The organism is Paraburkholderia sp. CNPSo 3281, assembly GCF_024206515.1.
Taxonomy (GTDB): domain Bacteria; phylum Pseudomonadota; class Gammaproteobacteria; order Burkholderiales; family Burkholderiaceae; genus Paraburkholderia; species Paraburkholderia nodosa.
The window spans coordinates 1-26307 of record NZ_JAMBPS010000050.1; the positions used below are offsets into that span (position 1 = coordinate 1).

The following is a 26307-nucleotide window of genomic DNA, read 5'->3' on the forward strand; positions in this document are numbered from 1 at the left end:
CCGGGCGATGAGGTGTTGCTGGTCAATTCGAGTGGTCTGGTGCGCTTGCGGGGGCAGAAACTGAAGCTCTCGATTGCGCTCAAGGGGCTGCGCGTGGCGGCCCGTCCAAAGGACGACGAAGACGGTGTATTCGAGCTCTGGTTTGCCCATCACCGTGTCGCGACACTTGACCTGAAAGCAGCATTGCCGTGAGTATCAGGTGTCAACGATGTCCTCATACATGTGTCAATCATGTCTCCAGTCTGTACAAGGTCCGCAAGCCTGCTGACGGAAATGACCCATGACCTCCTGTCTTTCCGGCAGGGACCATGATGACGCCAGGGGTCGTTCAGACTGGCCTTGTCTGCGGCACGCCGGCAAGATGCAGGATCTTTGCAGCGACCCTGCGGAAAAATGCGTCGTCCCGTTCTTTCTGGGCAGCAGCATCAGCGACGCGATGCTCGATCAGAATGCCGCGGCGCTTCATGATTTCCTGAGAACGCAACTTGCGTTCGAGGTAGTCAGGAGCGTCGGCGCCCATCGTCTCGATGACGACACGGTGCTGCCGTGCCGCAACGCCGACGGCTGCCACCGATCGGAACGCCAATTCAAAGTCGGATCGGTACCACAGGCTCGGCGTGTCTGTCTGTCTCACCTCCCGGTCAAACAGCGGTTTCCAGAGCGTCACCTCTACGCCGTGCTTTTTGACCCACGCCATGACGTCGAACAGCAATTTCAGCGTGACGCGCTCATACCGGCTGTCCAGCGGTACGGGTCGCGCAAACGAATACGCATGCTGCGCGAACGCTCCCAGGAAGCGCGTATTGCCGTCGCGATCGCGGTCGACCACGCTGAGCACCCAGTAGGGCGGCTGCATCAGTCGCTGATCACGGCCTCCGGTGCGGATGCCCTTTGCAAGGCGCACCACACGTCGCCCATGCTGGTTTTCTTGATTGCAACGCCTGCGCGAATTCGCGCATGCTCATGCTGATGATCCCGAAGTGCCCATTGAAGTGCCCGTTGAACCCCGACGCTTCGGTCAACATTGCTGGAACGGCGCCAGTTCACTCGTTGTCGCTTCTATTGAGGCTCACTGGCGCAGGACGGAACCCCTGAGTGGGTCGCCAAGGAAACGGCGGCAATGCCCTTGTAGCACGTGGGCCACCAAGTGGACCCATTCTTCGATTTTTGTGTCCCCGGAGATACAAGCGCGTCTTGCCTTCTTGTAGCTTTTGGGCTACAATTTCCTCGTTTTTAGAAAATTTTGATGCCTTAGGGCTACAAGTGACGAATCTGGCAGACGTTGGAGAGATGCTCAAGCAGGCGCGCAGCGACGCGGGCCTCTCGCAAAAAGACCTTGCTGAACGCGCGGGCGTCGCTCGCACAACGCTCGCGCGCATGGAGACGCTCGCGCGTGGTGACATGAGCGTGGCGGTGCTCGTCCGGCTCCTCGAAGCGGCCGGCTACGACCTCCGGGTCGTCAAACGCGGTCATGCCCGCACGCTCGACGACGTGCTCAAAGAACAGAAACAATCCGGAGCCTGAGCATGCGCCTTCACGTCTACGTCAAGGGCAAGCCCGTCGCGCAGTTGTACCGCCATCAAGACAATTATGCGCTTCGGTACAGCACCGATGCGTCACCCGAGGACTGCGTCAGCCTGGCCATGCCTGTTCGCGAAGAACCGTGGGTGTGGCCCCGCGATTTGCACCCATTCTTTCGCCAGAACCTGCCCGAAGGATTCCTTCTTCAGGTCATTCGTGAGGAATTCGGCCCCCTCCTCGACGGAACGGACCTGTCGTTGCTCGCCGTCATAGGCGGCGCCGGCATTGGCCGCGTGACAGTGGCGCCTGAGGGCGGTCAGCCCGGGGGTGAGCTCGACCCGCTTGACCTGAATACCCTGCTTCATCATGACGTCTCGACCGAGCACTTCGCAGAGCTGGTGAGGTACTACGCGCGCGCTGCCATCTCGGGCGCGGTGCCGAAGTTCCTGGCGCCGGAGGTTTCCTCCGCGCAAACGCCAGTCGGCAAGCAGACACTGCGCACCAGCCGGCACATCATCAAAGGTTCGGACGAGCAGACGCCCTACCTTGGGTTCAATGAGCATTACACGATGCGCGTGCTCGCGAGACTCGACGTCGTTCGAGTCGCCAAAACAACGATGTCTGACGACGGGCGTGTGCTGGTCGTCGACCGCTTTGATGTCGATGAGAGTGGGATGCCTGCATACGGCGTCGAGGACGCGTGCAGTCTCCTCGGTCTCCCGCCACATGAGAAATATCGGCCCTCGACAGAGCACGTGCTGAACGCAACGAAGCCCTACATCAGCAGCGCGAACTGGAGACAGCAGGCCGAACATTTTGGCTGGCTGATACTGACCAACTACGTAGTTCGCAACGCGGACTGCCACTCGAAGAACATTGCTCTTCTCTACTCGAACATCAACGACGTCGTGTATACCCCCGTGTACGACATTGTGACCACCCAGGCGTACCCCCGCTTTGCCAGCAATCCACCCGGGCTCAGTGTCGACGGACGCAAGACCTGGACGCCGGGCAAAACACTGGAGCGATTCTTCAACACGCGGCTGGGTATCCCGCCTCGGCGTTACCGCGAGATGGTCGAGGCGCTCTGCGATTCGGCCGTGTCAACAGGGAAAGAGGTTGTCGAGGCTGCGAAGAACGAACCTCGATGGCACTGGATTGCGAAGCAGATTCTGCACGCGTGGAACGAGGGCATGGCGACAGTGCGAAGCGCCAAGCCGCAAGCAGAACTCAAGGGCCTCACACCCATTCTTGAGGCGGCCGGATTCTCGGATTCAGACAAGCCGGAGAGCACGCGAGAAGTGGTTGGACGTTCCGAGCTTCTCGCTCCTGCGAGAAAAAGCTGACCCCTGCAGGTCCGCGTTCTGGACCGGGAAATGGGACTTACGGGCTGGGTGCGCAACCAGATGGACGGCTCGGTGGAGGTATTGGTGCAGGGTTCGCCGAAGCAGCTCGTCGACATGTGCTCATGGCTAAGAGAGGTCATGGCCGACGCCTTCGATCCGTTACCTACGCTGTGACGCCCACGCCTCGGTCGCCGAAGTTGAGTTCGACACCGTTAGGTAACCGAACATGCAGCGCGAGCGTCATCGATGGAACCGGAATAGACGGTGTCGACGGCGACAACGGGGCAGAGACGACGGGAACAAACGCCGGCAAGGTATTTGCATTGCCGGCGCCTTTGACTGGCGGTGCGGAAATGTCGATCGCGTTGCCGCTTCCAGATCTATAGTGATGGATGAGCGTCCCGACTAGCGCGTTGCACGACCGGTAATGGAAGCCTCCGCCCCGGATATCATCCGACTTTTCCCAACTTTCGTATGGAAGTGTCGCCTCGAGCAGGCGTGCTACGAACCGCTCGATCGGGAACTCATGGCGCATGTAGACACCTTGATCCGCAGCAGCAGCGGCACTCTTGCCGGCGCCACCTGGCAATCTGGTCACCAGCAACATAAAAGACCAGAGTTTGCTGTGCTAATCGCGCATATCGAACGGGCTGCACGCGACGTACTCGCTTTTCTCAAAGTCGCTGATACCCCGTTTCACATTACTGGATGCTGGGTCAATGTACTGGATCCAGGCGGAACACACGCGACGCACAGCCATCCCAACAATTTCCTGAGCGGTGTGTATTACCTGCGCTCGCAAGCTGGCGCCGACACGATCAATTTTCATGATCCGCGCCCACAGACGACCGTCATTCGCCCACCCGTCACTGAGTTGACGGCATACAACACGGATCAGGTGGTATTGCCAGTCAGCGAAGGCACGTTGCTGCTGTTTCCAGCCTGGCTACCGCATTCGGTTTCGGTGAACACGAGCGCACAAGCACGCGTGAGCGTCAGCTTCAACATCATGTTCACCGACTATGACACCACCATGAGTGAACCACTCTGGGGACATTGAAACGCAGTGTGGCTAACCGCAAACCTTCCCCTGGAGAGTCAGTGCCAAACGACACATACGTCCGTGATCTCCCAAACAGCGTTGCGTACAATTCGCGAATTGGGGAGTTGTCTTTATTGCTGCGCGCGGCTGAGCGTCCGAGACTGGGCTCCCGCCGGGAAGTTTCGGCGCATGGGGGCCATTGCGACCGCTTTCCACGCCGTATCAGACGTCGAAGTACAGATAAAACTCCCATGGATGCGGGCGCAGCCTGACCGCGTCAATCTCACGCTTGCGTTTGTACTCAAGCCACGTGTCGATTACATCTTCAGTGAAGACGTCGCCTCTGCGCAGAAACTCGTTGTCGGCCTCTAGCGCTTTCAGGGATTCATCGAGCGAGCCCGGCACCTGGCGGACGTTCCTCGCTTTCTCGGGCGGCAGGTCGTAAATGTTGACATCGAGCGGATCGCCTGGGTCTGTCCTGTTTTCGATGCCGTCGAGCCCGGCCATCAGCATCGCTGAGAATGCGAGGTACGCATTGGCCGACGGATCGGGACACCGGAACTCGACGCGCCGCGCGTTCGGCGAATCGGAGTACATCGGAATGCGCGCGGCCGCCGAGCGGTTGCGTTGCGACATCGCCAGATTCACCGGCGCTTCGTACCCGGGCACGAGTCGCTTGTACGAATTCGTCGTCGGTGCGCAGAATGCCATCAGCGCCGGCGCATGCTTGAGCAGGCCGCCAATGTACCAGCGACACATGGCTGACGTGAGCGCCCAGCCGTGTGCATCGTAGAACAGATTCTCGTTGTCCTTCCACAGGCTTTGGTGGCAGTGCATGCCGCTCGCATTATCGGCGAAGAGCGGCTTCGGCATGAAGGTCGCCACCTTGCCATGCTGGCGCGCCACATTCTTGCAGACGTACTTGTAGATCATGACGTTGTCAGCCATCCGCAGGAGCGTGGAAAACCGCATGTCGATTTCGTTCTGTCCCGCAGTCGCCACCTCGTGGTGATGCACTTCCACCTGCACGCCGGCCTGCTGCAGCAACAATACGATCGTAGAGCGGATGTCCTGCAGCGTATCGTGCGGGGGTACCGGGAAATACCCCTCCTTAAAGCGAGGCTTGTAACCAAGGTTGCCGCCGCCATACGCTCCTTCGTCGCGTCCCGTATTCCAGCCCCCTTCGGCAGATTCGACATAGTAGTAGCCGCAGTGGGCATCCTGGTCAAAGCGGATCGAATCGAATATGAAGAACTCGAGCTCGGGCCCGAAGTAGCACGTGGTCGCAATTCCGGTCTGCTTCAAGTACTCTTCGGCCTTCCTCGCGATGTAGCGCGGATCGCGCGAGTACGGCTGATGCAGCACAGGATCGATCACGTCGCAGATCATGGAGAGTGTGGGCGTTTCGCTCACAGGATCGATGAACGCGGTCGTCGGATCCGGCTTGAGAAGCATGTCGGATTCCTGAATTTCCTGAAATCCGCGAATCGATGAACCGTCGAAGCCGATCCCGTTGGCAAAGAGGTCTTCGTGCACCTCGGGCAGCGTGATGGAAAAGTGCTGCCAGAGACCGGGCAGATCGGTGAACTTGAGGTCGACGATCTGGATCTTGTGCTCGCGCAGTAGTTCGATAACCTGCTGCGGGCTATCAGGACGCGAAACTCGATAACTGCCGGCATCGATGGATACATCGAACGCCGATGCACCTTGTGGACTGGACATGGAGACTCTCCCAGCGCAGCTACTGATCGTGCGCGAGCGCTTCGAGACGAGCGTAGCCCGCGTCTTTCGCGGCGCGCTCCGTGGAGAAGGGTTCTTCGGCTACGAGCGAGCGCCGCACTTCGCGCGCATCGAAGTCGACAAGCGAGATGACCCACACCCAGCCGCCGATCTGTTCGGCCGTCTGCACGAATGCGCGCATGTTGCCTTTGTCCTTGGTTTTCATTTGACCTCCTCAATGGAAAAACACAGGGAGCGTCGCCCATGCCGCACAGAGGGGAACATGGGTTACGCGGTCAACAGGCCACAGATCAAGGCAACTTGCCGATGATCGGGCCGAATTCGCTCTTGTTGAAGGCTCGTAGCATTTACGTGCGGACATTGCCGGCAAATCTCCTAACCATTTTCTCGACCTGGCTGGCCCGTTGCGTGCTGTTCTTGCTTGTGCGGATGCCCTGATCGGTGAATTGTCCGAGCACTACATAAGTCGCCATTACGGTTCCTCTTAACGAGTGAACGTTACGCGACAACCGCGCGGGGTACGGCCCAGTTGCGCCTGCCCCGTGCGATACTTCATTTCAGGCAATGCGTTGGCGCGTTTGATCGACTGGCCGCCTAGGCCGGAACCAGCCCCCTTTGCTTCAACCAATCCAGATTGAAAAGGCGGGATCGGTATAGTTCGCCGCCGTCGCACAGCAGGGTGACGATCGTATGCCCTGGGCCCATTTCCCGGGCAAGCCTTACAGCGGCCGCGACGTTGATGCCCGTCGAACCGCCCACATAGAGTCCTTCTTCGCGCAGCAATCGGTATACCATTGCGACGCATGAGTGATCATCGATCTGGTAAGCGTCGTCGATCGGCGTGCCGTCGAGATTTGCAGTGACGCGGCTGGAGCCGATACCCTCGGTAATCGAATTGCCTTCTGCGTGAATCTCGCCCGTCTTCACGAAGCTGTACAAACCGCTACCGAGCGGGTCGGCGAGAACGATCCGCACATCGCTCCTCTTCTCCTTCAGGAAGCGGGCGACCCCAGCCAGGGTGCCGCCGGTACCGGTGGCACAGACAAACGCATCGACCGTGCCAGCGGTATCACGCCAGATTTCCGGTCCGGTGGTCTCGTAATGAGCCCTGCGGTTGGCAAGGTTGTCGAACTGGTTCGCCCAGATCGCATTGTCGAGTTCCTGAGCGAGCCTTCCAGCGATCTTCTGGTAGTTATCCGGATCCTTGTATGGGGCAGCCGGTACCGGGTGGACTTCCGCACCCAGGACGCGCAACAGTTCCATTTTCGCGGGAGACTGCGTCTGCGGAATGACGATTACGCAGCGATAGCCACGAGCAGCGCAAATATGGGCAAGGCCAATGCCGGTATTGCCCGCAGTACCCTCCACCACCGTGCCGCCGGGCTTAAGTTCGCCTCGCTGCTCGGCGTCCTGAATAATGTACAGCGCGGCTCGGTCCTTGATCGAACCACCCGGGTTCATGAACTCGGCTTTAGCGAGAATCTCGCAGCCGGTCTCCTCGCTGAGCCGCGCGAGCCTCATAAGCGGCGTGTCGCCCACGCACCCGACAAAACCCGTCCGAACACGCATACGTCCCCCTGCAATCGCAAGACTGGCAACAGGCCGCTGTTACACCGGAAGGATAGACAAAGATCCGGTGCACTTCCCAAGGTTTGATGTGGAGTGGGTGAAAGTGACCGCGTGGCACCCATTTCCCCGCCGACGGCCACCTTCCATCGCCCCCATCTGGCGCTAATTGGTTCCACGGAATGTAAGCCGCTGAAGCCACGGTTAAGGTGAGCTTTCAGAAATACCCGGACCGTACACCATCAACCGGCATTGTCAACTTGCACAAGTTCGACGACGACGCATAACGCGCCTGTGGCTCAGAAACCGATCGACGGAGTTTGGGTGACGTCGGTAAATTCCCGCCATGCGGCGAACCTCACCGCGAGCTGTTTGCGATAGAGAGAGGCGCGCAGCAAATGTCGTGTCAGCGCGAAGTGTTGCCCGGATTGGCCCGAAGCTTGACAGGAAGGCCTGGGTGCGTTGCGGGTCACGAAAACCACGCCTGCGCCGCAAACTGCGAAGCCATTGAAGAAGCAGGCAGGGTGTACATCGAAGCAACCAGAATCATTAAGGTAGGCGAAGAATTACTCATCGACTACGCGCTCGAGATTCCCCCGAAAGCTAGAAGTGATTCACTCAGCGAGTACACCTGCCGCTGTGGCACGAGGCGCTGCCATGGAACGATGCTCCGCCCCACCTGAGTGCGACGTCGCACGTGCAGCGGACCTGTCTCGCTCATATAGTCGAGGTTCAAAGTCGAAACTTCCGGCTATAGTTCGCAGGGCTTTAGCCATCCAGCAATTTACAAGCGCCAAGGCGCTGGTTCGATGTTCGATGCGACTACGTCGGGCGGTAGTCGGCCATGCGGCGACGTTCGCGCGGACGATGATTGTGCCGCTCGAAAGTCCGGGTCGCATGCACTAAGCGGACGATCGGTGGCCTCGCTCCAGGCCGGCCCATAGCAACGATAAAGATCTGCGCAGAAGAGTTACACGCAAGCTGAAGGCGCCTAATCTCGACAAATGGCTGTACCACGCCAGCAACGCAGCGTTTCGTCTCGAACACGAAGGCCCACTCGATGACAGGCTGAAGCCGCACGATCAATTGTCGCAACTTAACGTACTTTTCGCACCACACTCGGAATGCCCGCATACGACTATATCCGCGACTTTCAGCACCAGCACTGCATACTCGATAGCGCTCGCCTCGGAGAGGTCACCGGTAGAGACTCCCTCCGTAGTAGCAGGTGGTATCAGGTTGCCGACATTACGCATCGTGAACAGATCGCCCGGATGGGTTGAGGCAAGTAGATCAGGCACAACCCGGCTGTCCGAGCACGTAATAAAGAGCGCATCCGGTGTCTGAGCCAGTGCCAGTTTGCTGAACTGCTTCGCGTATTGCGGCAGCATCTTCTCGCGAAATTCAACGATGCCCATGATGAGTTTGCGCATGGCTTGGCTCCGAAATGGCTAGTTGTTTGCCGTCGAGACTGCCGAACCTCCAAGCCCTTGCGAGTCGGGGATGCGCGCCAACGCCAGGTCCTCCGGAAATGGATGAGTCGCGGCGATCGCGCGGTCGATCAGTGTTAGCTCAACGCGCAATGCGTCATGACGATGTTCCGGCAGGCTCTGGATGAGATTCTCTATCGCCTCGTTGCAGCGGGGACCGCGGTGTCCGTCGTCTTCAAGGTGGCATGCAAATAGACTTTCAGATCCGGGACAGCGCGACGGCGCTTACCCCACGGTCCCGACCTCTGACTTGTGGACTCAGGCGGCCGTCTCCACGACCGGAATAAATCTCACGCGTGACGGGCGAGCGCATCCATGGCGCGGAGAACGACGTGATCCACCCTCGGCCAGCATGATGTCGCGCCGCTGGCAGCGTTCTCACCTCCCGGATCATGGGGGCGCGCGCGAAAATCCGTGCGGTGGACGTGTTCCACGCTTTCGATGTCAAAGCAGGCACGAAGCGTCCGCCTGACGGCTTGCCAGCCGTCGAGCATGCCGCTGTCGGCCAACTCGAATGCCTTTTGACGGATGGCGTCGCGAGTTTGAACGATATCGGCGTCGCACTCCATTCTCATTTGCGTTCTCCGGGACCACGCGCACTATGGTCCCGGCCCGGCTTCCGCGCAGTCGGTTTCGGAAAAAGCGCGCACAGCGCACCAGCGGCTGTCCGGAAGCAAGAAAATGGAAATGAGCGAAACGCCGCTATGGCAACGTCCAGGTTTGTGGACCCTGCAAACACTGGATGCATCGCGACCTCTATCGACGGGGCGGCCTTCCAGAATACGGGCGGCAGCGCGACGGCGATATCGGACCTTTGTCCGATTGCTCAACAGCAGGGATCGGATCCCGGGATGATGGTCATGCATCGCACAACGATCGAGTCGTCGAGTACATGCTAGCGCCGGAGAATACCAAATTGTGGCGCACGTTCGTCCATGCTAATGCGCGAATCACCCGAAACCTCTGTGAACTCGTTGCGCGAGCATGGATACACAGAGATCCGTATCCCCTTCAGGTCTCGCTTCATTCCCGATGACTCCACCAGCGCGACCCAGCGTCCCGATTACGCTCTGGTATGCTGCTCATCCCCGTCGCGGGACGCCTTATTTCAATGACCCACGCGAAAGATCATCGTGACAATATCGCGCGTCGCAGCCCGCCCGTTAATCTACGTTGCCGTAGTCGTTGCATGTATCGTGCCGGTTGCCATGGCACTCGCACTGAGCTACCACCAGGCGTTGCGGGAGCAGGAACAGCGTGCGGACATCATTGCGTCGGAGGTGCTTCGCAGGGCGCAAGCATCAGCGAGCAGATCGCCCGGGCAAGAGCCGTGTTGCAGCGCGCGTGTCAGGCAGTAGCCGGCCAGGACCAGACGCTGGGCGATCGCACAACGCGGACATTCGAAAGACGGCACCGCCCCCAATAACGGACTATTGATTTAGTATCCTAAATAATACAGACCGATCAGCACAGCCGTCTCACGCGATTATTTCGCCAGTCGCGCGGGGTCATGCCGAAACGTCCGATGCACCAGTTCGTGAACGTCCCCTGGTGCGAATATCCCACCAGCCCCGAAACTCGCCCAATTGGATAGCGCGAGTTGCTCATGAAGGGGTGCCCTCAAGAAAGGGATTTTTACGCTAGGCCACGGAACGACGCGAATGCGATCCGATGATCGGAGCGGTGTGCGGGAACGTGAAAAGCGCTGGTAGCGCATTCGACTTACATTTACGGCCAGAGAACCTATCCTGATAGAAAAAGATGGAGGGTGAGGTCATGCAGATAAAGCGTCGCCTGACAGGCCTGCCGATGCTGCTGGCCATGCTGATGGCCGCATGCCATGGTGGTGGCGACAACGGCGTCGAGCCGGCCCCGCCGGCCGGGCTGGCCGAACGTGAGGGTTCAGTGGTGTACGCGGCGAATGCCGGAATAGTTCCCAACATGCCGGGCAGCAGCGGCGGAGCAATCACGCAATTCAGCGTGTCGCTCGCGCTGCCTGCGGGCCTGAGCCTGAATCCGCAGACCGGCGTGATCACCGGAACGCCCACCTCGGTCAGCCATGCCACCGAATATACGATCACGGGCACCAACGCGACGGGCAGCGCCTCCACCCGGGTCGAGATCGAGGTCAAGGACGACGTCATAGCGCCGGAAAATCTGGCCTATCTGGACAGCTCGGTGATCTATGTGACCAACCAGTTGATCACGCCCAACACGCCGATCACCACGGGCGGTGAGATCACCCAGTACAGTGTGTCGCCGGCGCTGCCCGCGGGATTGACCCTTGACCCGCAGACCGGGATCATTTCCGGCACGCCGACGGCAGTAACCGCGCCAGCGGTCTACATCGTCACCGGCAGCAACAGCGTGGACAGCATCCAGGCCCAGCTCAGTATCGAGGTGCAGGCGCAGTTCGTGCCGCCGGCAGGGCTCACGTATGTGGATCTGGTGCCGGTGTATATCATCGGCCGGCCAATCGTGGTCAACGAGCCTCAGTACTCCGGTGGTGAAATTACCCAGTTCACCGTGTCGCCAGCGCTGCCGGGCGGATTGAGCATCGATGCGTTGACCGGGGCGATCAGCGGCACACCAGCCACGGTGCAGGCGCAGACGACCTTCACCGTGACCGGCACTAACCCCGCGGGCAGCGTCACAGCGCAGATCGTCATTGATGTGGACAACGCCACCATCGGCGCGTGGCTCCCAGCCGATGCCATGAACCAGGGGCGATACCTGCACACCACCACGCTGTTAGCCGACGGTACGGTGCTCGCCGTGGGAGGATTCAACAAAGGCGTGCTGTCCTCAGCCGAACTGTACGCGCCGGCTACGGATACCTGGTCGCTGACCGGCAGCCTGAGCCAGGCGCGTGACCTCCATAGTGCCACGCTGCTGTCCAACGGCATGGTGCTCGCGGCGGGCGGCGAGGACCGGACCCGTGCGCCGCTGTCCTCGGCCGAACTGTATGATCCGGCCACGCGAACCTGGTCGCCAACCGGCAGCCTGAGTCAGGCGCGTGACACGCATAGCGCCACGCTGCTGTCCAACGGCATGGTGCTTGTGGCAGGCGGGCTGGACGCGACCGGCGCCCCGCTGTCCTCGGCCGAACTGTACGACCCGGCCACGCGGGCCTGGTCGCCGACCGGCACCCTGAGCCAGGCGCGTTACTTCCACACCGCCACACTGCTGCCCGACGGCCGGGTGCTGGTGGCGGGGGGCGTCGGCAGCGCAAGCTTTGGCAGCGCAAGCCGGCTTGCCTCGGCTGAACTGTATGATCCGGCCACGCGGACCTGGTCGCCGACCGGCAGCATGAGTCAGGGACGCAGCATCTTCGCCGCCACGCTGCTGCCCGACGGCAAGGTGCTGGTATCAGGGGGATACGGTGGAACCGCCGCGCTGTCCTCAACCGAACTGTATGATCCGGCCATGGGCACCTGGTCGCCGACCGGCGGCATGAACCAGGCGCGTTACTACCATACCGCCACGCTGCTGCCCGACGGTCAGGTGCTCGCCGCGGGCGGGACCAACCAAAGCAACCTGGCCTCAGACGAACTGTACGACGAGGCCACAGGGACCTGGTCACCGACCGGCAGCCTGAGCCAGGCGCGCAGCCGACATACGGCCACACTGCTGCCCGACGGCCGGGTACTCGCTGTAGGGGGACTCGGCCCAGGCTACCTGTCTTCGACCGAACTCTTCCATTGACACGCACATCCAGAATCCGGGGTTGCTCTCAAAGCCCGCTCTGCAGACGTTCGATGCCGCACGTCGAATAATGATCATGTAGCCGGCCTCCCAGCGGTCTTCGATAGCAGGCGGTTTGTCAGATTGAAGCATCGCCTAACCGGACGTCAGGCAATGGCCGATGCCGAGCGATGACGTTCGCATGGCAGACACATCAGTGGCGCGCTCAATCCCCTTCAGGCATCCTTGACGAATGATGGCTGGTGATCAAGGTAGGCGTAACATATGGCGAGGCTCGACTGTGTCGTGCGATTCATTGGCGCGGCGCCCGCCATTTGTGTCCAATCCATGGCCGAAAAAATGAATGAAACTTGCGCCGAACAAGAATCGTTTCTGGACTGCCTGATCAAGCAGCAAACGCTTGTCAACATTTTCCTGATCAATGGGATCCGGCTTTCCGGCACGATACGTTCATACGATCAGTGGGTCGTCCTCCTCGATTCCGCAACGGGCATTCAAACCATCTACAAGCACTCGGTGTCTACGATCCAGAACAGTGAGCATCGGGGACCGCACAAATCCTTCCCGCAAACGCAGAACTCGGACGGCGCAAGACCGAGCCACTATCCGCGCCGGAGGGTTGCCCCATAGGCGCGAAACCGTTCGCACGATCAACGGCATGCAGTAGCGCTACAACGGGAGCAAAGCCTGATTGCCCCAGGAGTTTCCCTCGCTGGTGAGAATTGCTCATCGTCCCTCGAAGCGGCCCAAAGATATTCCTTCTGGCTGCCGCCCCTCACCCGACCTTGTGGTCAGGACCGCCCGCAGAAGCGAAAAGTTCGAGATCACCGGACGCCGCATTTGACACGACCGGGGCTAAGCGATCCCGGAAACGCAAGCCACCCTCCGCTTTATCGCAGGCTCCGCACATAGGCGCCATAGGGCTTCTCCCTGACAAAGCCGATTGCGCGGCGGACTGGAGGAGCTTGTGCTTGTCCAGCATGGCGCAATGTCGGCGGCGCGACAGGTCATCGGCGGAGAAATTTGCCCGACTTCTGCCGATCGCATCGGGCGCCAGCGCACCAGCAAGCCACAGCCGTCGTCCGTTTCCCACCAGCAGTAGCGCGCTCGGACGCTGACCATCGTGACCCGAAGTTTGGGACCTGCAAATGCGAGATCCGGTTCTTGCGAACTGATCCGGCCCATGCTCCGGGTGGTCACGTACCCGCCTGTTCGCGGGTGGTCAGCGCCGTCTCCGAAAAATCCACTTCCCGCATCACCATTCCGTTGAAGACGAATTCGACGATTGCCCACGTACTGTTCGCCCTCACGCGTGCCGATACCGAGCCGGCGCTGCTGACGGTCACGTAGTTCATCATCATGCCGGCAGCAACCGCCGCGAGAATGCCGGAACAATGGAAATGTTCGGCGAACAGATAGGCGGCGAACGGAATCAGCAACGTCAAGACAACGCCGGGCGCTGGATCGCCCTCGCGCGTCACGTTGCGCAGGCGCCGTATCACGAAGCTGAAAAGCCAGCTCACCGCGGCGCCGATCGCAAGGCCCCCTGCGGCGATGATCACGAAGCTGAACGAGGCTTCGCGAAGCGAAAACACGCCAGTGAGCGCGGCCGCAATCGCGAACTTGAGTGCAACGAGACCGGAGGCGTCATTCATCAGCGCTTCGCCCTCGAGAATATGCATCAGCTGCGCTGGAATGCGATTCTTGCCGGCAATGCCCGCCAGCGCGACGGCGTCTGTCGGCGACAGCACCGCTGCGAGCGCAAACCCGATAGGGAGCGAAACTGTCGGCACGAGCGCATGCACGAAGTAGCCGACCACGAGCACCGTCATGAACACCAGGCCAAACGCAAGCAGCAGGATCGAACGGCGCCGCATGAAGAACTCGCGTTTCGGCGTGCGCCATCCGTCCGCGAAAAGTAACGGCGGGATGAAGAGTAACAGGAACAGTTGGGGGTCGAAGGTGACGTACAGACCGAATTTTGGCCAGGCAAGCAATGCACCGATTGCTATCTGGACGAGCGGTAACGGCAACAGGCCACGCACAAGCCGCACGACGACGCCCGATACGGCAACCGCGAGCAGCAACATCAAAACGGTGAAGACGATTTCCATCAGGGCCGTCAACCGTGAGAATTCGAGCTCAGTCTAACTATTTGCTCAGCGCGAGAACTGGCCTGGCGCCGCGTGCCAGCATTTTCTATCGCCTCACCGACACCGCGAACCGCCGCGGCAGCGACCGTACACGCAATCAGTATCCCCAGCACGCCGAGCGACGCCGAGGCGATGCAGCCACCGGTTGTGTTGGGCAAAATGTTGCTGTAACCAATCGTGATCGCCCTCATCGCCCAAAGGTAGAGGGTTGCACCGAACGAGCATCGTGTTCCGCTTCCCGAGTCGACCGGCCCGCCGAAGTTATACATTACGACGGCAAGCAGGAGGTAAAGCACACAGAGAAATGCGATTGGGCCGCGTAGCTGCCAAAGTGCCCTGGAGAATTCCGCCACGACTTGGTGAGGCTTCAGCGGGTCGTGCACGGAATTGCTGGCGTTCTTCATGACGCAAACCTCTCAGAATATTGTTGTTCGCCCTGCCGGGTCTCCATTCGCACATGGAAAGCGCGCCGGCCATATGTAGAAGGGTCGGTTAGCCGCCCAGCTTGATAATTGCCATCGTAAGCAGAATGCCAAGCGCGATCATTGCGATACCGGCCTTCGTTGCCCCTGCGCCGGTGTAGCGCCCCAGCGCAAAGCCGGCGATGAAAAGCATCACGAGCGTGAGCACGCGCGAGGCGATGAGCGCCGTTGTAACGTCCCTGACGACGAGAAACGGCAGTGCGACCGGAAACGTTCCCAGGACAACAAGCAGAAAGATGCCCAGCGCGCCGACGAAGTCACCCCTCACAAAATTCGCCCGAGGCGGCAGCGTCAATGCCGCCGCGAGACGCGCGCGGATCCGCTCGAGGTCGGCATCTTCGACGAGCGGCTCCAGCTTCTCAGGCAATGCATCGCGCAGCACCCGTACGGCGACGGCCTGGTCCTGCTCGCGCTTAACGGTCTGCGCGAGTTTCAGGCGCTGCCCTCGATCAGCGAGCGTACGAACGAGATACATCACGGCGTCGGCCAGGCCCCACGCGAGATTGCAGCCGAGCGCCGCGAAGAACATCTTGTACCCTTCATCTTCGCCTGCGGTGACCGCCTTGACGGCGCCGACGAACGTCAGGGCCATGAACAGACCAAAACATATTTCACAGACACGGTCGACGGTATTGAGAATCGGTGCGCGTCGTTCGGGTTCGGCGTGTCCGGCCGGCATGATAGTGCTCATATGGCCTCGACTCATGGTAGACAACGAGACGTTGCGCTAGCTCCCAACATGGAGTGCTGGTACGAGCAGTATATGAAAGAGACAACCGTTCGATATCCTTGTTTTGATAAACCGGGAACAGAGAGACCAGCGCAAGACGCCCGAGGCCAGCCGGACCGTCCATCACAGGCCGGATCGGGTGTTCGCTTGCAAGCCATGCACAAATGGTCCACCGGAGTAATACCCTGCAGCTTCAGTGGACTACGCAGGCCGAATCCAACTCTCGCTCAGCTTGCCGTTCATCCCTTCTTGCGCATCTGTCCAATCGCGCGAGAGCGCGCCGCCTCGGCTTCCTGCACCAGCCGGTAGGCAACGTAATATTTGAAAACATTACGTACGTAGGTCGTCGGCTCGGTGCCAATCTTCTCGGCAACCACGATCTCGACATTGTTGAACCACTTGTTGGGATCCAGACCGCGTGCCGCCGCTTCCTTGCGCATCCTCGCGATCTTTGCAGGTCCCGCGTTGTAGCTTGCGAATGCGAAGAGCGAGCGATCTCTCTCCGAAAATTGAGCATCTTGAAAGTAACGGACCATCAGGGAATCGAGATACTTTGCTCCTGCATGGATATTCGCCTCCGTCACCCGGATGTCGCCTACTGCAAGTTCCTTCCCGGTGGCCGGCATGAGCTGCATGATTCCAATCGCCCCAACGTGACTGCGTGCGGCCTGATTTAGCTGGGACTCCTGATATCCCTGGGCCGCAAGCAAAAGCGGATCAAAGCGGTACTGCGCGCCGTATTTTTCAAATAATCTGACGGTCTGCCTGAACCGCTTCATGTCCTCCGTCTCCGTATTGTTGGAAATCTGCTTGATGCGTTTCATTTCCTGCTGGAGACGGACCTCAGCGACGCTCTGCTTCTTCACGTAATTGACGTAGAAGTCGTTGATCGCATCCTTCAGCCTGGGGCTCTGCAAACGGATCGCCCATCCGATATAGCCGGCGTCGCGCACCGCCATATCGTCGTGCACAGCGATTTCAGGCAGTATCTGCGCCCAAATCTTCGCTTTCCAGTCATCCACCACGAGGATCTGGATGAGCCCGACATTGAGCATCTCCATTGCGTCCTCGTCCTCAAGCGCATCGGGGAGCAGCGCAAGCTTTACCGGAGCCTTGCCTTCCTTGCGAAAGCGCGCATTCAGCGTATTCAGGCTCTCGTAGTAACTGCTGCTGGCGCGTACATGGACCGTCTTTCCGCTGAGATCGTCAAGCTTCGCAAGAGATGGCGACTTCGGCCCGGTAACGACTACTTCCCGCACCGGCGTTCGGTCGCGTGGTGCCACGAAGTCGACCTGTTTGAGACGCGCCTCGGTCACCGTCAGATTGCCGGCCGCGATGTCGCCCCGGCCGGCGATCAGCCCCGGGATCAACTGGTCGCGCGTTGTCGGGATGATGACCAGGGTGAGCGGGCGCTTGCCAAGCGTCGATTTGTATTTCCTGTTCACGTAGCGCTCAAAGTCCCGCATGAGCCCGGCAGTCAGCCCGCGCTCGTGACCCTGGTCGTTAAAATAGAGTGTCCGACTATAGGGAACGAGTACGCGGATCAAACGACGGTCGAGCATTGCGTCGAAGTCACCCTTCCATGGTTGGTTGCCGAGGTCGATACGGCGCGCCCCGGTAGCCGACGCGGGGGCAGCAGCGGGTGCTGGGGTAGACGCGGAAGCGGCAGGCTGCGACACCGCGCCTTGCGCGGCGCAGCACGTCGCCACACCCGCGGACATGCCTGCGCAGAACGCCGCAATGTACATCAACGCATGTATGATGCGCATCGTTAAGACCCCCTCCGAAACCGGAGGCTGGAACGAACCCCGGTAGTGCCCGTGTCTGTACCAATCGCCGTGCCATGCTCGTCTTTCGAGCCGAGACGCCGCAACGTGATTCCGGTGCGGTCAGGAATCCCGCCTCACCTTCTGCGCGCTGGCGACGGCCTCACGGCACTGGCACATCCCGATACTGCCACTATGGTGGCTTGTGAAAATCGGCCTATGGTCCTACACGGCGATCTCCGGGGACGGCAGGTCGAGGGCAATCATTGCTCCACCCGTCAGGTCAGACGAGCCCGTTCACGCGCCGCCCCCCACGACAATCAGACCATTGTCCTATTCACCGGCGGGGACGTCGCTGCTATCCTGGGTTCCGAACTCGCGAGGCGTATGCAGCCGCATCGCATTCACCCCCTCCTGCCGGCAAACGGGATTGAACCGCCATGAGCAGGCGAACCGCTCTCGGGTTGCGTCTCTGTTACTGCGCTGCGGTGCTGTCGTGGCTGGCAAACGCACCGCGCGCGCAGGAACTGGAGCCGCGCACCTATTCTCCCTCGCCGACCGGCACAAACTTTCTCCTCCTGGGTTACGCCCACGTAAGCGGCGACGTGCTCACCGACCCGTCCCTCCCCATCACGGGTGTGAGCACACAACTGAACAACCTCGTTCTCGGCTACGTGCGCACGTTCGCGCTGGCAGACCGCACGGCGTCGATCGGCGTTGCCGTGCCATTCGTGAGCGGCAACCTGAACGGGCTCGTCATTGGTGCACCGACCGAGGTGCATCGCGCCGGCCTCGGTGACGTGCAGTTTCGCTTCGCGCTGAATCTGATCGGCAACCCCGCGCTTTCACCCGAAGCGTTTTCCCGTGCGCCGCCGGTCACCTCGCTCGGTGCGAGCGTGACGATTCAGGCGCCCACAGGCCAGTACGTCCCCTCACGCCTCGTCAACGTCGGTAACAACCGATGGGCATTCAAGCCAGAGTTCGGGATATCACAGCCATGGGGAAACTGGTTCATCGAGGCCTCGGCCGGTGTCTGGTTGTTCGCGAACAACACGAACTTTTTCAACGGACAGGAAAAAGGCCAGGCTCCGCTCACGGTCGCACAGCTCCATGGCGGATACACCTTTCGGCCGGGGCTCTGGCTCGCCGCCGATCTCGGCTATGCGCTCGGTGGCGCGACCGAAGTCAATGGTGGATCAAGCAGCGGTCGCCAGTCTAACGCGCGCGGCGGTGTCACGCTTGCCGTGCCGCTCGGTCGCGGCTGGTCTGCGAAGCTCGCCTACTCTCGCGGCTTTGTCGTGCGCGCGGGCGGCAACTATCAGATCGTCTCCGTCGCGATCCAGTATCGCTGGTTCGATCATTGAGTTGGGTCATTGGCGCCTCATGAGCGTCACCTCGAAGCACTGCACCCATCAATCAGCCGGCTGGAGCACCCAAACGGCAAAAGAATATCGTCACGTTGGGCAGCCCGAACTCCGCACCCCCGTTCAGCGCGCTGAGGCCTTTATTTTCGAAGAAGCATAGTCAGGCGTCCTCACATGACCGAGACATGTTGAAAAGCGTTGCCAGAGGCGTTTGCAACCCTGAATGGCCAAGTCTGGCTTTGCGAAATTTCCAGAAGAGATAGACGACTCCGGCAAGATGTATGGCCGATACCGGCAGGTCACCGCCACCGATTGCGCTGTAGGTTAAAGGACCGCTATATCGGGTCAGCTACCGCGAACGTGTCGAGCTGTAGTCAGCCGCATCCGGACAGCCATATTGGAACGAACTGACGGGCAAGAATTGGGGAAGTGTCCTGGAGGTGATGCCGTCCTGAAATGTGGTGGCGCCGTCGATCGCCTACGATGATAGACAAGCCCGCACCGGAAGTCGGACATCATGGCGCGTTCACTCACTACCGCCGTTCGCTGGTCGCTTGATCATATTGCGCGCAAATCGTGGCTGCGACGGGCGCTGCTCGCACTCGCCCTGCTTGTCACTCTGAATATCCTGATTAACTCATGGCAGTCGTGGCACGACTTCCGAGCTGCAGATACCCTTGCAGCACAGCGGCTGAATGGCCAGGCCTCGCTTATCACAGCACGCATCGAGGACCGTTTGCAGCGCGTAAGTGTGTCGACGGCACAGATCGAGAACATGCTGGATAGCCAGACGCTCGCCGATGTCGAGCTGACGCAACTGGCAATGATCATGCGTCCAGCGCTCGGTGAAGTGCTCATTGCTGTCTTCGCGCCTGACGGCCGGCTGCTTGCCGGATCGAGTGCGAGTGTCGGCAACCAGGTGCCTGGCCTTGAATCAGTGCTTTTCCGTGTGCGGAATGATCCGTCTGACCTCGTCACAGAGCTTGCGACCTGGGCACAAGAGGCAGTCGTCATTTTCGCAAAGGGGCATCATAACCGGGCAGGTGAACTCGACGCGGTCATCGTCCAGGTGGTCAATGTCGAACCGCGCCCGCTCGAAGCCATGAATTTGCCCGCGGGCACTTCCGTCCTGTTGCGCGACAGTGCGGACCGCGTCATCGCAAGCTACCCGGCCGCCCTCGCGGTGGCGCCAGGACAGAAGCTGATCGACGGCACGGCGACGACTGGCCCCACGCCGACGACCCGCTATCTGCTCTTTCCTCCGGACGGTACGCAACACTTGGTGGCCACACGCAGGATTCCGCTCGGACCCACAGCAAGCTACTGGACACTTGATGTCGGCCTTTCGGTCGATGTATACCGCGCGAGTGTACGACAAAGCTTGTATATCAACCTCGCTGGCTCGGCCACAGTCCTGGTCATGCTGGCGAGCGCGATCCTGCTCGTGCGCCGTGAGCGTCACCTGTTCGATCAGGTGCAACAGTTTGCCAGCCTGATTTCGACCATTGTGAAGAACATGCCCACACCGGTTGTTGTGGTACAACCCGGCGAAGGTAAAGTTCTTGTCGCCAATGAATCTATGCTGGCTGTATTCGGTGCGGTTGCTGGCGCGGGGCAACCGTTTGCCCGGCTGTTCGTGGACCCCGCAGCATGGCCGGAGACACAGGCGGCCGGTCAGAACGACGCGGTCGCGATGCTCACCCGCGACGGACCCCGGCATATGCTGCTGCGCAGCACGCGACTCCCCTTTGGCGTGCAAGCCGACGAATCCGATGCACTGCTGGTCACACTCGTCGATGTCAGTCATCAATACCAGCAGCTCACGCAGCTACGCTCCGAAGCCGAAGTGGACTCGCTCACTGGACTGCCGAACCGCCGCAGTTTCGCGAGGGCTGCCGCGCAGGCGGTTGCGCATGCTCGTGGACAGCACCGGCCGCTATCGCTGCTGGCACTGGATCTGGACTACTTCAAGCTAGTCAATGACACGTACGGTCACGCAGCCGGGGATCGCGTGCTGGCAGTTGTGGCACGCGTGCTTGAAGGAGCGCTGCGCGCGGAGGATCTTGCCGCCCGCCTGGGCGGCGAAGAATTCGCCGCCATCCTGCCCGACGCAACAGTAGAACAGGCCCAGGCCGTTGCCGAACGTATTCGCACCTCTATCCAGAACACGCCGATTACCCTGGAGGCAGGACAGACCATTTCGCAGACCATAAGCATTGGCATCGCGTCATACCACGAGGGCGAAGATGACATCGTGGCAGCACACGAGCGTGCCGACGCCGCGCTATATGCGGCTAAGAGCGCGGGGCGCAATCGTGTCCACGTTGCGATACCCGCCGCCCCAGAGTCCACAGAAACGACGCGATCGGCGCCATCAGCTTCTGAAAGCCAGGCATCAGCGACAGACAGACAGAGCAAATGAACCGCTGATACGCGCCGGTGTCGCAAAATCGAACCCGAAGACGGCGGCGCTACGCGCCGGCAGTTGACCCGCTGAGGCCCTCCGCGATGCCGTGAGGTTAGCTTGACGTATCGATTCGCCCGACATCCACCGCAGTGCAATGGCAGCGCGTGAAATGCAAATGTTTGAGCGACGGTTACATGAGAGCACCGACAAACTCTGGCACCAAGGAGAACAGATCGCCCACGAGGCCGTAGTCAGCCACGCTGAAGATCGGGGCCTCTTCGTCCTTGTTGATAGCGACGATCACCTTCGAGTCCTTCATGCCGGCCAGGTGCTGGATTGCGCCTGAGACGCCCACCGCGATGTACAGTTGCGGGGCAACAATCTTGCCGGTCTGGCCGACCTGGCAGTCGTTCGGCACGAAGCCCGCGTCCACTGCCGCGCGCGAGGCGCCCAGCGCGGCGCCGAGCTTGTCCGCAAGCGGCTCCAGGACCTTCGTGTAGTTCTCGCCGCTCCCCAGGCCCCGGCCACCAGACACGATGATCGTTGCCGAGGTCAGTTCCGGACGGTCCAGCTTCGTTATTTCGCGGTTCACGAACTGGGAAATGCCTGCGTCGGCCGCTGCCGCGATCGCGTCCACCGCCGCGCTGCCGCCTTCGGCCGCGACCGGGTCGAAACCGGTTGCGCGCACCGTGATGACCTTGATCGCATCGCTCGATCGCACTATGGCGATCGCGTTGCCCGCGTAGATCGGGCGCTCGAAGGTGTCGGCCGAATCGACTGCCGTGATTTCGCTAATCTGCGCTACATCGAGCTTCGCCGCCACGCGCGGTGCGATGTTCTTGCCGTAGGCGGTCGCCGGTGCGAGGATATGCGAGTAGTCCTTTGCAATGGTCAGTACTGTCGCTTCGACGTTCTCCGCGAGCCCCTCGGCGAGTTGCGGCGCGTCGGCCAGGAGCACCTTCGAAACGCCTGCGATCTCCGCGGCGGCGTCGGCCGCGGCCTTGGCATTGTGGCCTGCCACCAGCACGTGGATGTCACCGCCGATCTTCGCAGCGGCCGCCACCGTGTTCAGCGTGGCGCGCTTGATCGACGCGTTGTCGTGTTCGGCAATTACCAGAATCGTCATCTCTTTCCGCTCCCTTTACAGCACCTTGGCTTCCGTCTTCAGCTTCTCGACCAGCGTCTTCACGTCCTGCACCTTCACGCCCGCGTTACGCCTGGGCGGCTCGGCGACCTTCAACGTCTTCAGACGCGGCGCGACGTCCACGCCGAGGTCCTCGGGCTTCACGGTCTCCAACGGCTTCTTCTTCGCCTTCATGATGTTGGGCAGCGTCACATAGCGCGGCTCGTTGAGGCGCAGATCGGTCGTGACCACCGCGGGGAGTTTCAGCGACAGCGTTTCCGCACCGCCGTCCACTTCGCGCATGACCGTTGCGTTGCCGTCGGCGATCGTCACCTTCGAGGCGAACGTCGCTTGCGGCAGGCCGGTGAGCGCGGCGAGCATCTGGCCGGTCTGATTGCTGTCGTCGTCGATGGCCTGCTTGCCGAGGATCACCAGTTGCGGTTGCTCCCTGTCGACGAGCGCCTTCAGGAGTTTCGCGACCGCGAGAGGCTGCAGTTCTTCGTTCGATTCGATCAGGATTGCGCGATCCGCACCGATCGCGAGCGCCGTGCGCAGCGTCTCCTGACACTGGTTCACGCCGGCCGACACGGCGATCACTTCGGTCGCCACACCCGCGTCCTTCAGGCGGACGGCCTCTTCGACGGCTATCTCGTCGAACGGGTTCATCGACATTTTCACATTCGCGATGTCGACACCCGTGTTGTCCGACTTCACCCGAACCTCCACGTTGTAGTTGATCACGCGCTTGATTGGGACAAGAACTCTCACAAAACTCTCCTACACGAAAACAGTCAGATCAACGCTGAACCGGTACATACCGCGATCTGACTCAGGCAAACCTGGCCATGTCGGTGATTGCAAACGCCAACAGGAACGATGATTGGGGACATCGTAGCGCTGGAGGGGGAAGATTCCACTATCCAAACCGGCCCATCTAGTGACAAATTTGGCCAAATCGTCAGGCGACACATTCGTCCGGTAAGTTGTGCCAGGGCCCTCGCGCAGTGATGGTTTCGAGTGTATCGTGCCGGGCCAGCCCGCCGCCTGGTTGATACCCAGCCGCGCCGTCAGGATGCTGCCGAGGTACTGTGCGCCCTGCACGTCGGTATCGGCCATCGCATAGATCATCGGGATGATTTTCCGGCCCGCGTCGAACGTGCCAAGCGGTCCCGACGCCCCAACGGTCGCAAACTGGTTGAAGATAGCCATGGTGCCGGGTGTATCGGACAGACCAAATTTCCCGTTCGTGCTGTTGAACGCCCCCTGCAGCTTGAAGTTGATCCTGTAGCCGACCCCGATGTCTTCGCTTGCCTTGATGCCCGCACAAAGCTTCCCGATTCATCGTGGTTATTCACCTCGATTCGGGTTCCTGAAAATTAAAGGTCGATCAGCACAGCCATCTTGTGTGGTTATTGCGCCAGTCGCGCGGCGTCATGCCGAAACGTCCGACAAACCAGTTCGTGAACGTCCCCTGGTGCGCATATCCCACCAGTCCCGACACTCGTCCGATCGGATAGCGCGAGTTGCTCATGAAACGTACGGCGAGTTCGTACCGCACACCCTCCGTCAAGCGCGAAAAGCTGGTATTGGCAAGCTCGAGCTGCCGCTGCATGGTGCGAACGCTCAGATGCGAATGTGCGGCAACCTGCTCGACGGAGGCCTGCCCAAGCGGCAGCAACAGGTAGATCGCCTTGCGCACTTCGAGCGCGATTGAACCGTCATCCGTCACGTTCAGCCACTCGGCGAGATCTTCCGCATAGCGCGCGAGTTCAGGATCGGCCGCGGGGTTAGGGCAGTCGAGGTCGGCTGTCGCGCACACCAGACCGTTGAAGTCGCTGCCGAACTCCAGCGGACAGCCGAAGAAGCGCCGGTGAAACATGAGACTTCGTGGCGCTTGATGAACGAAATGCACGGCGCGAGGTTTCCACTGCTCGCCAAGCAGCGCACTGGAGTGGCGCGCGAGCACGCCGACTGTGAGTTCGATGGCCTGGTTTGTGGGGATACCCGCATCAACGACCGCTCCTCGCGGATCCTGCTTACCGGATGTTTTCGAAGATGGCCGCGATGCCCTGGCCGCCGCAAATGCACATCGTGACGAGTGCGTAGCGGCCGCCCGTACGCTTGAGCTCGTAAAGCGCCTTGACGGTGATGAGCGCGCCCGTTGCGCCGATGGGATGGCCGAGCGAGATGCCCGAGCCATTGGGATTCACCTTCGCCGGATCGAGCTGCAGTTCCTGGCTCACCGCGCAGGCTCTGCGCGGCGAAGGCCTCGTTCGCCTCGACAACATCGATGTCGCCGATGCACAGGCCCGCGCGTCCGAGCGCGATGCGCGTGGCCGGCACGGGTCCGATGCCCATGTAGCGCGGATCGACCCCGGCGTGCGCATACGCAACGAGCCGCGCCATTGGCTTGATGCCGTGGCGCTCGGCGGTTTGCCGCTCCATCATCAGCACGGCGGCCGCGGCGTCGTTGATGCCTGACGCGTTGCCGGCCGTGACGGTGCCGTTTTCCTTTCTGAAGACGGGGCGCATGGCGCTCAGGTCGGCGGGATCGATGTCCGCGCGCACGTGTTCGTCGGTGTCAAACACGATCTCCTTGCCCTTTACCCTGCACTTGATGGGCAGGAGCTGGTCCCTGAAGCGGCCCTCGGCAATTGCACGCGCCGCCCGACGGTGCGACTCCACTGCGAGCGCGTCCTGCTGTTCGCGCGTGATGCCGAACTTTTCCGCCACGTTCTCGGCGGTGACACCCATCGGCACGGTGTCGAACGGATCGTTCAGCGCGCCGAGCATCATGTCCACCAGGCTGCTGTCGCCCATGCGGGAGCCAAAGCGCGTGTCGGTGGAAAGATACGGCGCGCGGCTCATGTTCTCGGCGCCGGCACCGATGGCGACATCGCCATCGCCGAGCCAAATGGTTTGGGCGGCGGAGACGATCGCCTGCAGCCCCGAGCCGCACAGGCGATTGACGTTGCAGGCCGGGGTCGACTGTGGCACGCCGCCATTGATCGCGGACACGCGCGAGAGGTAGAGGTCTTTGGCCTCAGTCGGGATCACATTGCCAAAGACCACGTGGCCGACCTGATCCCCCGCCACCCCGGCGCGAGCGAGCACTTCGCGCACCACCAGAGCGCCGAGTTCGGTCGTCGACAAATCCTTCAGGCTGCCGCCAAATTTTCCAATGGCGGTGCGCACGCCACTCACAACAACTACACCGCGTTGCATTACAAGAACCCCCCTGAAAATCAACGGCATCAAAAATTCAATATGTAATCCGAATAATATGAGAGATCGCCTGAATCTCGCCTCACCACTATGGGCGCCGGCGGACTAACGTACCCCCGGCGTACCGTTCATCCTTACATACCGCCCAGGGGCTTCTGGACCGTCAGCTTGTTTGTCACCGAGGTCACGCCAGGAACGCCCCTGGCGATTTCGGCGACCTTGTCGACCTGCGCGGCATCGGTGACCGAGCCATTCAGCGTGACCGCTCCATTTTTGGCGGTAACACCGATACTGCCGCCGTGGATTTCCTTGTGCTTCGCGATCGCGGTGTACACTGCGCGGCGCAGCCTGGTGTTACTTGGCGTAGCGGGCGCCGCCGTGCCAGACGTCGCAGCGGCCGTGGCGCCAGGCTCGCTGGCTGCGGGTTGGGCCGACGCGATCAGGGACGCCGCGGTGAGCAGTGTGCAGAGCGCCAGGCTGAGGGTCCTGGTAGTCGTGTTCATTACATACTCCTGTGGTTGCTGCTGCTGGGTGAAACGCTGTTATCCGGTCGGCCATCGCGCCGACAGGCTGGGCGCGTCGAGGGCCTGCTCGCGCCCGTTGCGAGATCGCAGGTGACGCAAAAATATCAAAGCAACTCCAACGCC

Annotated in this window: 20 protein-coding genes and 7 pseudogenes; 10 read left to right on the plus strand and 17 right to left on the minus strand. The window is 60.8% G+C overall.

The window, feature by feature from the left end; genetic code table 11:
• Positions 1-192, plus strand: a pseudogene (locus tag M3I56_RS32000) (IS481 family transposase); the annotation flags it as partial.
• A 136-nt stretch (positions 193-328) separates the two neighbouring features.
• Here the strand turns inward: M3I56_RS32000 and M3I56_RS32005 are convergent.
• A complete protein-coding gene (locus M3I56_RS32005; protein WP_254357383.1) occupies positions 329-907 on the minus strand; it encodes a hypothetical protein in 579 nt (192 codons plus the stop codon).
• Positions 908-1263: 356 nt separating this feature from the next.
• Here M3I56_RS32005 and M3I56_RS32010 point away from each other — a divergent pair, with 356 nt between their 5' ends.
• From M3I56_RS32010 to M3I56_RS32025, 4 genes are all read left to right on the plus strand, one after another.
• Complete coding sequence (locus M3I56_RS32010; protein ID WP_254357385.1) at positions 1264-1524, plus strand: helix-turn-helix transcriptional regulator; 261 nt, start codon at positions 1264-1266, stop codon at positions 1522-1524.
• A 2-nt stretch (positions 1525-1526) separates the two neighbouring features.
• Positions 1527-2867 carry a type II toxin-antitoxin system HipA family toxin gene (locus M3I56_RS32015; RefSeq protein WP_254357387.1) on the plus strand — a complete coding sequence of 447 codons (1341 nt, stop codon included), beginning with the start codon at positions 1527-1529 and terminating at the stop codon, positions 2865-2867.
• A gap of 30 nt (positions 2868-2897) precedes the next feature.
• Positions 2898-3041 (plus strand): acylphosphatase, encoded by a 144-nt coding sequence (locus M3I56_RS32020; protein ID WP_375541825.1) that lies wholly within the window; start codon positions 2898-2900, stop codon positions 3039-3041.
• Between the two features lie 253 nt (positions 3042-3294).
• Positions 3295-3927: a 2OG-Fe(II) oxygenase family protein gene (locus M3I56_RS32025; protein WP_254357389.1), complete on the plus strand. Its 633-nt coding sequence runs from the start codon at positions 3295-3297 to the stop codon at positions 3925-3927.
• A gap of 204 nt (positions 3928-4131) precedes the next feature.
• Here M3I56_RS32025 and glnA read toward each other — a convergent pair whose 3' ends face one another.
• From glnA to M3I56_RS32050, 4 genes and pseudogenes are all read right to left on the minus strand, one after another.
• Positions 4132-5631, minus strand: coding sequence for a type I glutamate--ammonia ligase (gene glnA, locus M3I56_RS32030; protein ID WP_254357391.1), 1500 nt, complete (start codon positions 5629-5631; stop codon positions 4132-4134).
• Between the two features lie 19 nt (positions 5632-5650).
• Entirely contained in the window at positions 5651-5854 is a 204-nt protein-coding gene (locus M3I56_RS32035) for a hypothetical protein (RefSeq protein ID WP_254357393.1), read from the minus strand.
• A gap of 389 nt (positions 5855-6243) precedes the next feature.
• The gene (locus tag M3I56_RS32045; protein WP_254357395.1) at positions 6244-7218 is read right to left on the minus strand and encodes a cysteine synthase A; all 975 of its coding nucleotides are present in this window, start codon (positions 7216-7218) and stop codon (positions 6244-6246) included.
• Positions 7219-7514: 296 nt separating this feature from the next.
• Positions 7515-7707: pseudogene (locus tag M3I56_RS32050) on the minus strand (IS6 family transposase); the annotation flags it as partial.
• Positions 7708-7739: 32 nt separating this feature from the next.
• Here M3I56_RS32050 and M3I56_RS32055 point away from each other — a divergent pair.
• Positions 7740-7898: a hypothetical protein gene (locus M3I56_RS32055; RefSeq protein WP_254357397.1), complete on the plus strand. Its 159-nt coding sequence runs from the start codon at positions 7740-7742 to the stop codon at positions 7896-7898.
• Between the two features lie 402 nt (positions 7899-8300).
• Here M3I56_RS32055 and M3I56_RS32060 read toward each other — a convergent pair.
• Positions 8301-8648 (minus strand): annotated as a pseudogene (locus M3I56_RS32060) (carbonic anhydrase); the annotation flags it as partial.
• A gap of 347 nt (positions 8649-8995) precedes the next feature.
• Positions 8996-9280, minus strand: a complete 285-nt coding sequence (locus M3I56_RS32065; RefSeq protein WP_254357399.1) for a hypothetical protein — start codon at positions 9278-9280, stop codon at positions 8996-8998.
• A gap of 1201 nt (positions 9281-10481) precedes the next feature.
• Between M3I56_RS32065 and M3I56_RS32075 the strand changes: the two genes are divergently transcribed.
• Complete coding sequence (locus tag M3I56_RS32075; protein ID WP_254357400.1) at positions 10482-12410, plus strand: kelch repeat-containing protein; 1929 nt, start codon at positions 10482-10484, stop codon at positions 12408-12410.
• A 264-nt stretch (positions 12411-12674) separates the two neighbouring features.
• Positions 12675-13040 carry an RNA chaperone Hfq gene (gene hfq / locus M3I56_RS32080; protein WP_254357401.1) on the plus strand — a complete coding sequence of 122 codons (366 nt, stop codon included), beginning with the start codon at positions 12675-12677 and terminating at the stop codon, positions 13038-13040.
• A 626-nt stretch (positions 13041-13666) separates the two neighbouring features.
• Here hfq and M3I56_RS32085 read toward each other — a convergent pair.
• The 4 genes and pseudogenes from M3I56_RS32085 to M3I56_RS32100 all read right to left on the minus strand — a co-directional run.
• Positions 13667-14524, minus strand: a pseudogene (locus M3I56_RS32085) (cation:proton antiporter); the annotation flags it as partial.
• Positions 14525-14532: 8 nt separating this feature from the next.
• Positions 14533-14967 carry an ion channel gene (locus M3I56_RS32090; RefSeq protein ID WP_254357402.1) on the minus strand — a complete coding sequence of 145 codons (435 nt, stop codon included), beginning with the start codon at positions 14965-14967 and terminating at the stop codon, positions 14533-14535.
• An 88-nt stretch (positions 14968-15055) separates the two neighbouring features.
• Positions 15056-15736, minus strand: a complete 681-nt coding sequence (locus tag M3I56_RS32095; RefSeq protein ID WP_375541826.1) for a VIT1/CCC1 transporter family protein — start codon at positions 15734-15736, stop codon at positions 15056-15058.
• Positions 15737-16014: 278 nt separating this feature from the next.
• On the minus strand, positions 16015-17544 hold the full coding sequence (locus tag M3I56_RS32100; protein ID WP_254357406.1) for a transglycosylase SLT domain-containing protein: 1530 nt from the start codon (positions 17542-17544) through the stop codon (positions 16015-16017).
• Between the two features lie 437 nt (positions 17545-17981).
• On the opposite strand from M3I56_RS32100, the gene M3I56_RS32105 reads away from it, so the two are divergent.
• Positions 17982-18905 (plus strand): transporter, encoded by a 924-nt coding sequence (locus M3I56_RS32105; protein WP_254357408.1) that lies wholly within the window; start codon positions 17982-17984, stop codon positions 18903-18905.
• Between the two features lie 517 nt (positions 18906-19422).
• Positions 19423-21327 carry a sensor domain-containing diguanylate cyclase gene (locus M3I56_RS32110; RefSeq protein ID WP_254357409.1) on the plus strand — a complete coding sequence of 635 codons (1905 nt, stop codon included), beginning with the start codon at positions 19423-19425 and terminating at the stop codon, positions 21325-21327.
• 175 nt (positions 21328-21502) lie between these two features.
• On the opposite strand, the gene M3I56_RS32115 is transcribed toward M3I56_RS32110, so the two are convergent.
• The 6 genes and pseudogenes from M3I56_RS32115 to M3I56_RS32145 form a co-directional block, all read right to left on the minus strand.
• A complete protein-coding gene (locus tag M3I56_RS32115; protein ID WP_254357411.1) occupies positions 21503-22438 on the minus strand; it encodes an electron transfer flavoprotein subunit alpha/FixB family protein in 936 nt (311 codons plus the stop codon).
• Between the two features lie 15 nt (positions 22439-22453).
• Positions 22454-23203 (minus strand): electron transfer flavoprotein subunit beta/FixA family protein, encoded by a 750-nt coding sequence (locus M3I56_RS32120; protein WP_254357413.1) that lies wholly within the window; start codon positions 23201-23203, stop codon positions 22454-22456.
• Positions 23204-23458: 255 nt separating this feature from the next.
• Positions 23459-23755: pseudogene (locus tag M3I56_RS41765) on the minus strand (porin); the annotation flags it as partial.
• A gap of 67 nt (positions 23756-23822) precedes the next feature.
• Positions 23823-24503: pseudogene (locus M3I56_RS32130) on the minus strand (helix-turn-helix domain-containing protein); the annotation flags it as partial.
• Positions 24472-25660: pseudogene (locus tag M3I56_RS32140) on the minus strand (acetyl-CoA C-acyltransferase family protein). The pseudogenes M3I56_RS32130 and M3I56_RS32140, both read right to left, overlap by 32 nt.
• A 134-nt stretch (positions 25661-25794) precedes the next feature.
• A complete protein-coding gene (locus M3I56_RS32145) occupies positions 25795-26163 on the minus strand; it encodes a BON domain-containing protein (RefSeq protein WP_254357415.1) in 369 nt (122 codons plus the stop codon).
• Positions 26164-26307 lie beyond the last annotated feature (144 nt).

What these genes read in the sequence shown, in the direction of transcription:
- M3I56_RS32015 (WP_254357387.1), top strand. Translation starts at nt 1,527, where the DNA reads ATGCGCCTTCACGTCTACGTCAAGGGCAAGCCCGTCGCGCAGTTGTAC.
- M3I56_RS32020 (WP_375541825.1), top strand. Translation starts at nt 2,898, where the DNA reads ATGGGACTTACGGGCTGGGTGCGCAACCAGATGGACGGCTCGGTGGAG.
- M3I56_RS32025 (WP_254357389.1), top strand. Translation starts at nt 3,295, where the DNA reads ATGGAAGCCTCCGCCCCGGATATCATCCGACTTTTCCCAACTTTCGTA.
- glnA (WP_254357391.1), bottom strand. Translation starts at nt 5,631, where the DNA reads ATGTCCAGTCCACAAGGTGCATCGGCGTTCGATGTATCCATCGATGCC.
- M3I56_RS32035 (WP_254357393.1), bottom strand. Translation starts at nt 5,854, where the DNA reads ATGAAAACCAAGGACAAAGGCAACATGCGCGCATTCGTGCAGACGGCC.
- M3I56_RS32045 (WP_254357395.1), bottom strand. Translation starts at nt 7,218, where the DNA reads ATGCGTGTTCGGACGGGTTTTGTCGGGTGCGTGGGCGACACGCCGCTT.
- M3I56_RS32065 (WP_254357399.1), bottom strand. Translation starts at nt 9,280, where the DNA reads ATGAGAATGGAGTGCGACGCCGATATCGTTCAAACTCGCGACGCCATC.
- M3I56_RS32075 (WP_254357400.1), top strand. Translation starts at nt 10,482, where the DNA reads ATGCAGATAAAGCGTCGCCTGACAGGCCTGCCGATGCTGCTGGCCATG.
- hfq (WP_254357401.1), top strand. Translation starts at nt 12,675, where the DNA reads ATGGCGAGGCTCGACTGTGTCGTGCGATTCATTGGCGCGGCGCCCGCC.
- M3I56_RS32090 (WP_254357402.1), bottom strand. Translation starts at nt 14,967, where the DNA reads ATGAAGAACGCCAGCAATTCCGTGCACGACCCGCTGAAGCCTCACCAA.
- M3I56_RS32095 (WP_375541826.1), bottom strand. Translation starts at nt 15,736, where the DNA reads ATGAGCACTATCATGCCGGCCGGACACGCCGAACCCGAACGACGCGCA.
- M3I56_RS32100 (WP_254357406.1), bottom strand. Translation starts at nt 17,544, where the DNA reads ATGCGCATCATACATGCGTTGATGTACATTGCGGCGTTCTGCGCAGGC.
- M3I56_RS32105 (WP_254357408.1), top strand. Translation starts at nt 17,982, where the DNA reads ATGAGCAGGCGAACCGCTCTCGGGTTGCGTCTCTGTTACTGCGCTGCG.
- M3I56_RS32110 (WP_254357409.1), top strand. Translation starts at nt 19,423, where the DNA reads ATGGCGCGTTCACTCACTACCGCCGTTCGCTGGTCGCTTGATCATATT.
- M3I56_RS32115 (WP_254357411.1), bottom strand. Translation starts at nt 22,438, where the DNA reads ATGACGATTCTGGTAATTGCCGAACACGACAACGCGTCGATCAAGCGC.
- M3I56_RS32145 (WP_254357415.1), bottom strand. Translation starts at nt 26,163, where the DNA reads ATGAACACGACTACCAGGACCCTCAGCCTGGCGCTCTGCACACTGCTC.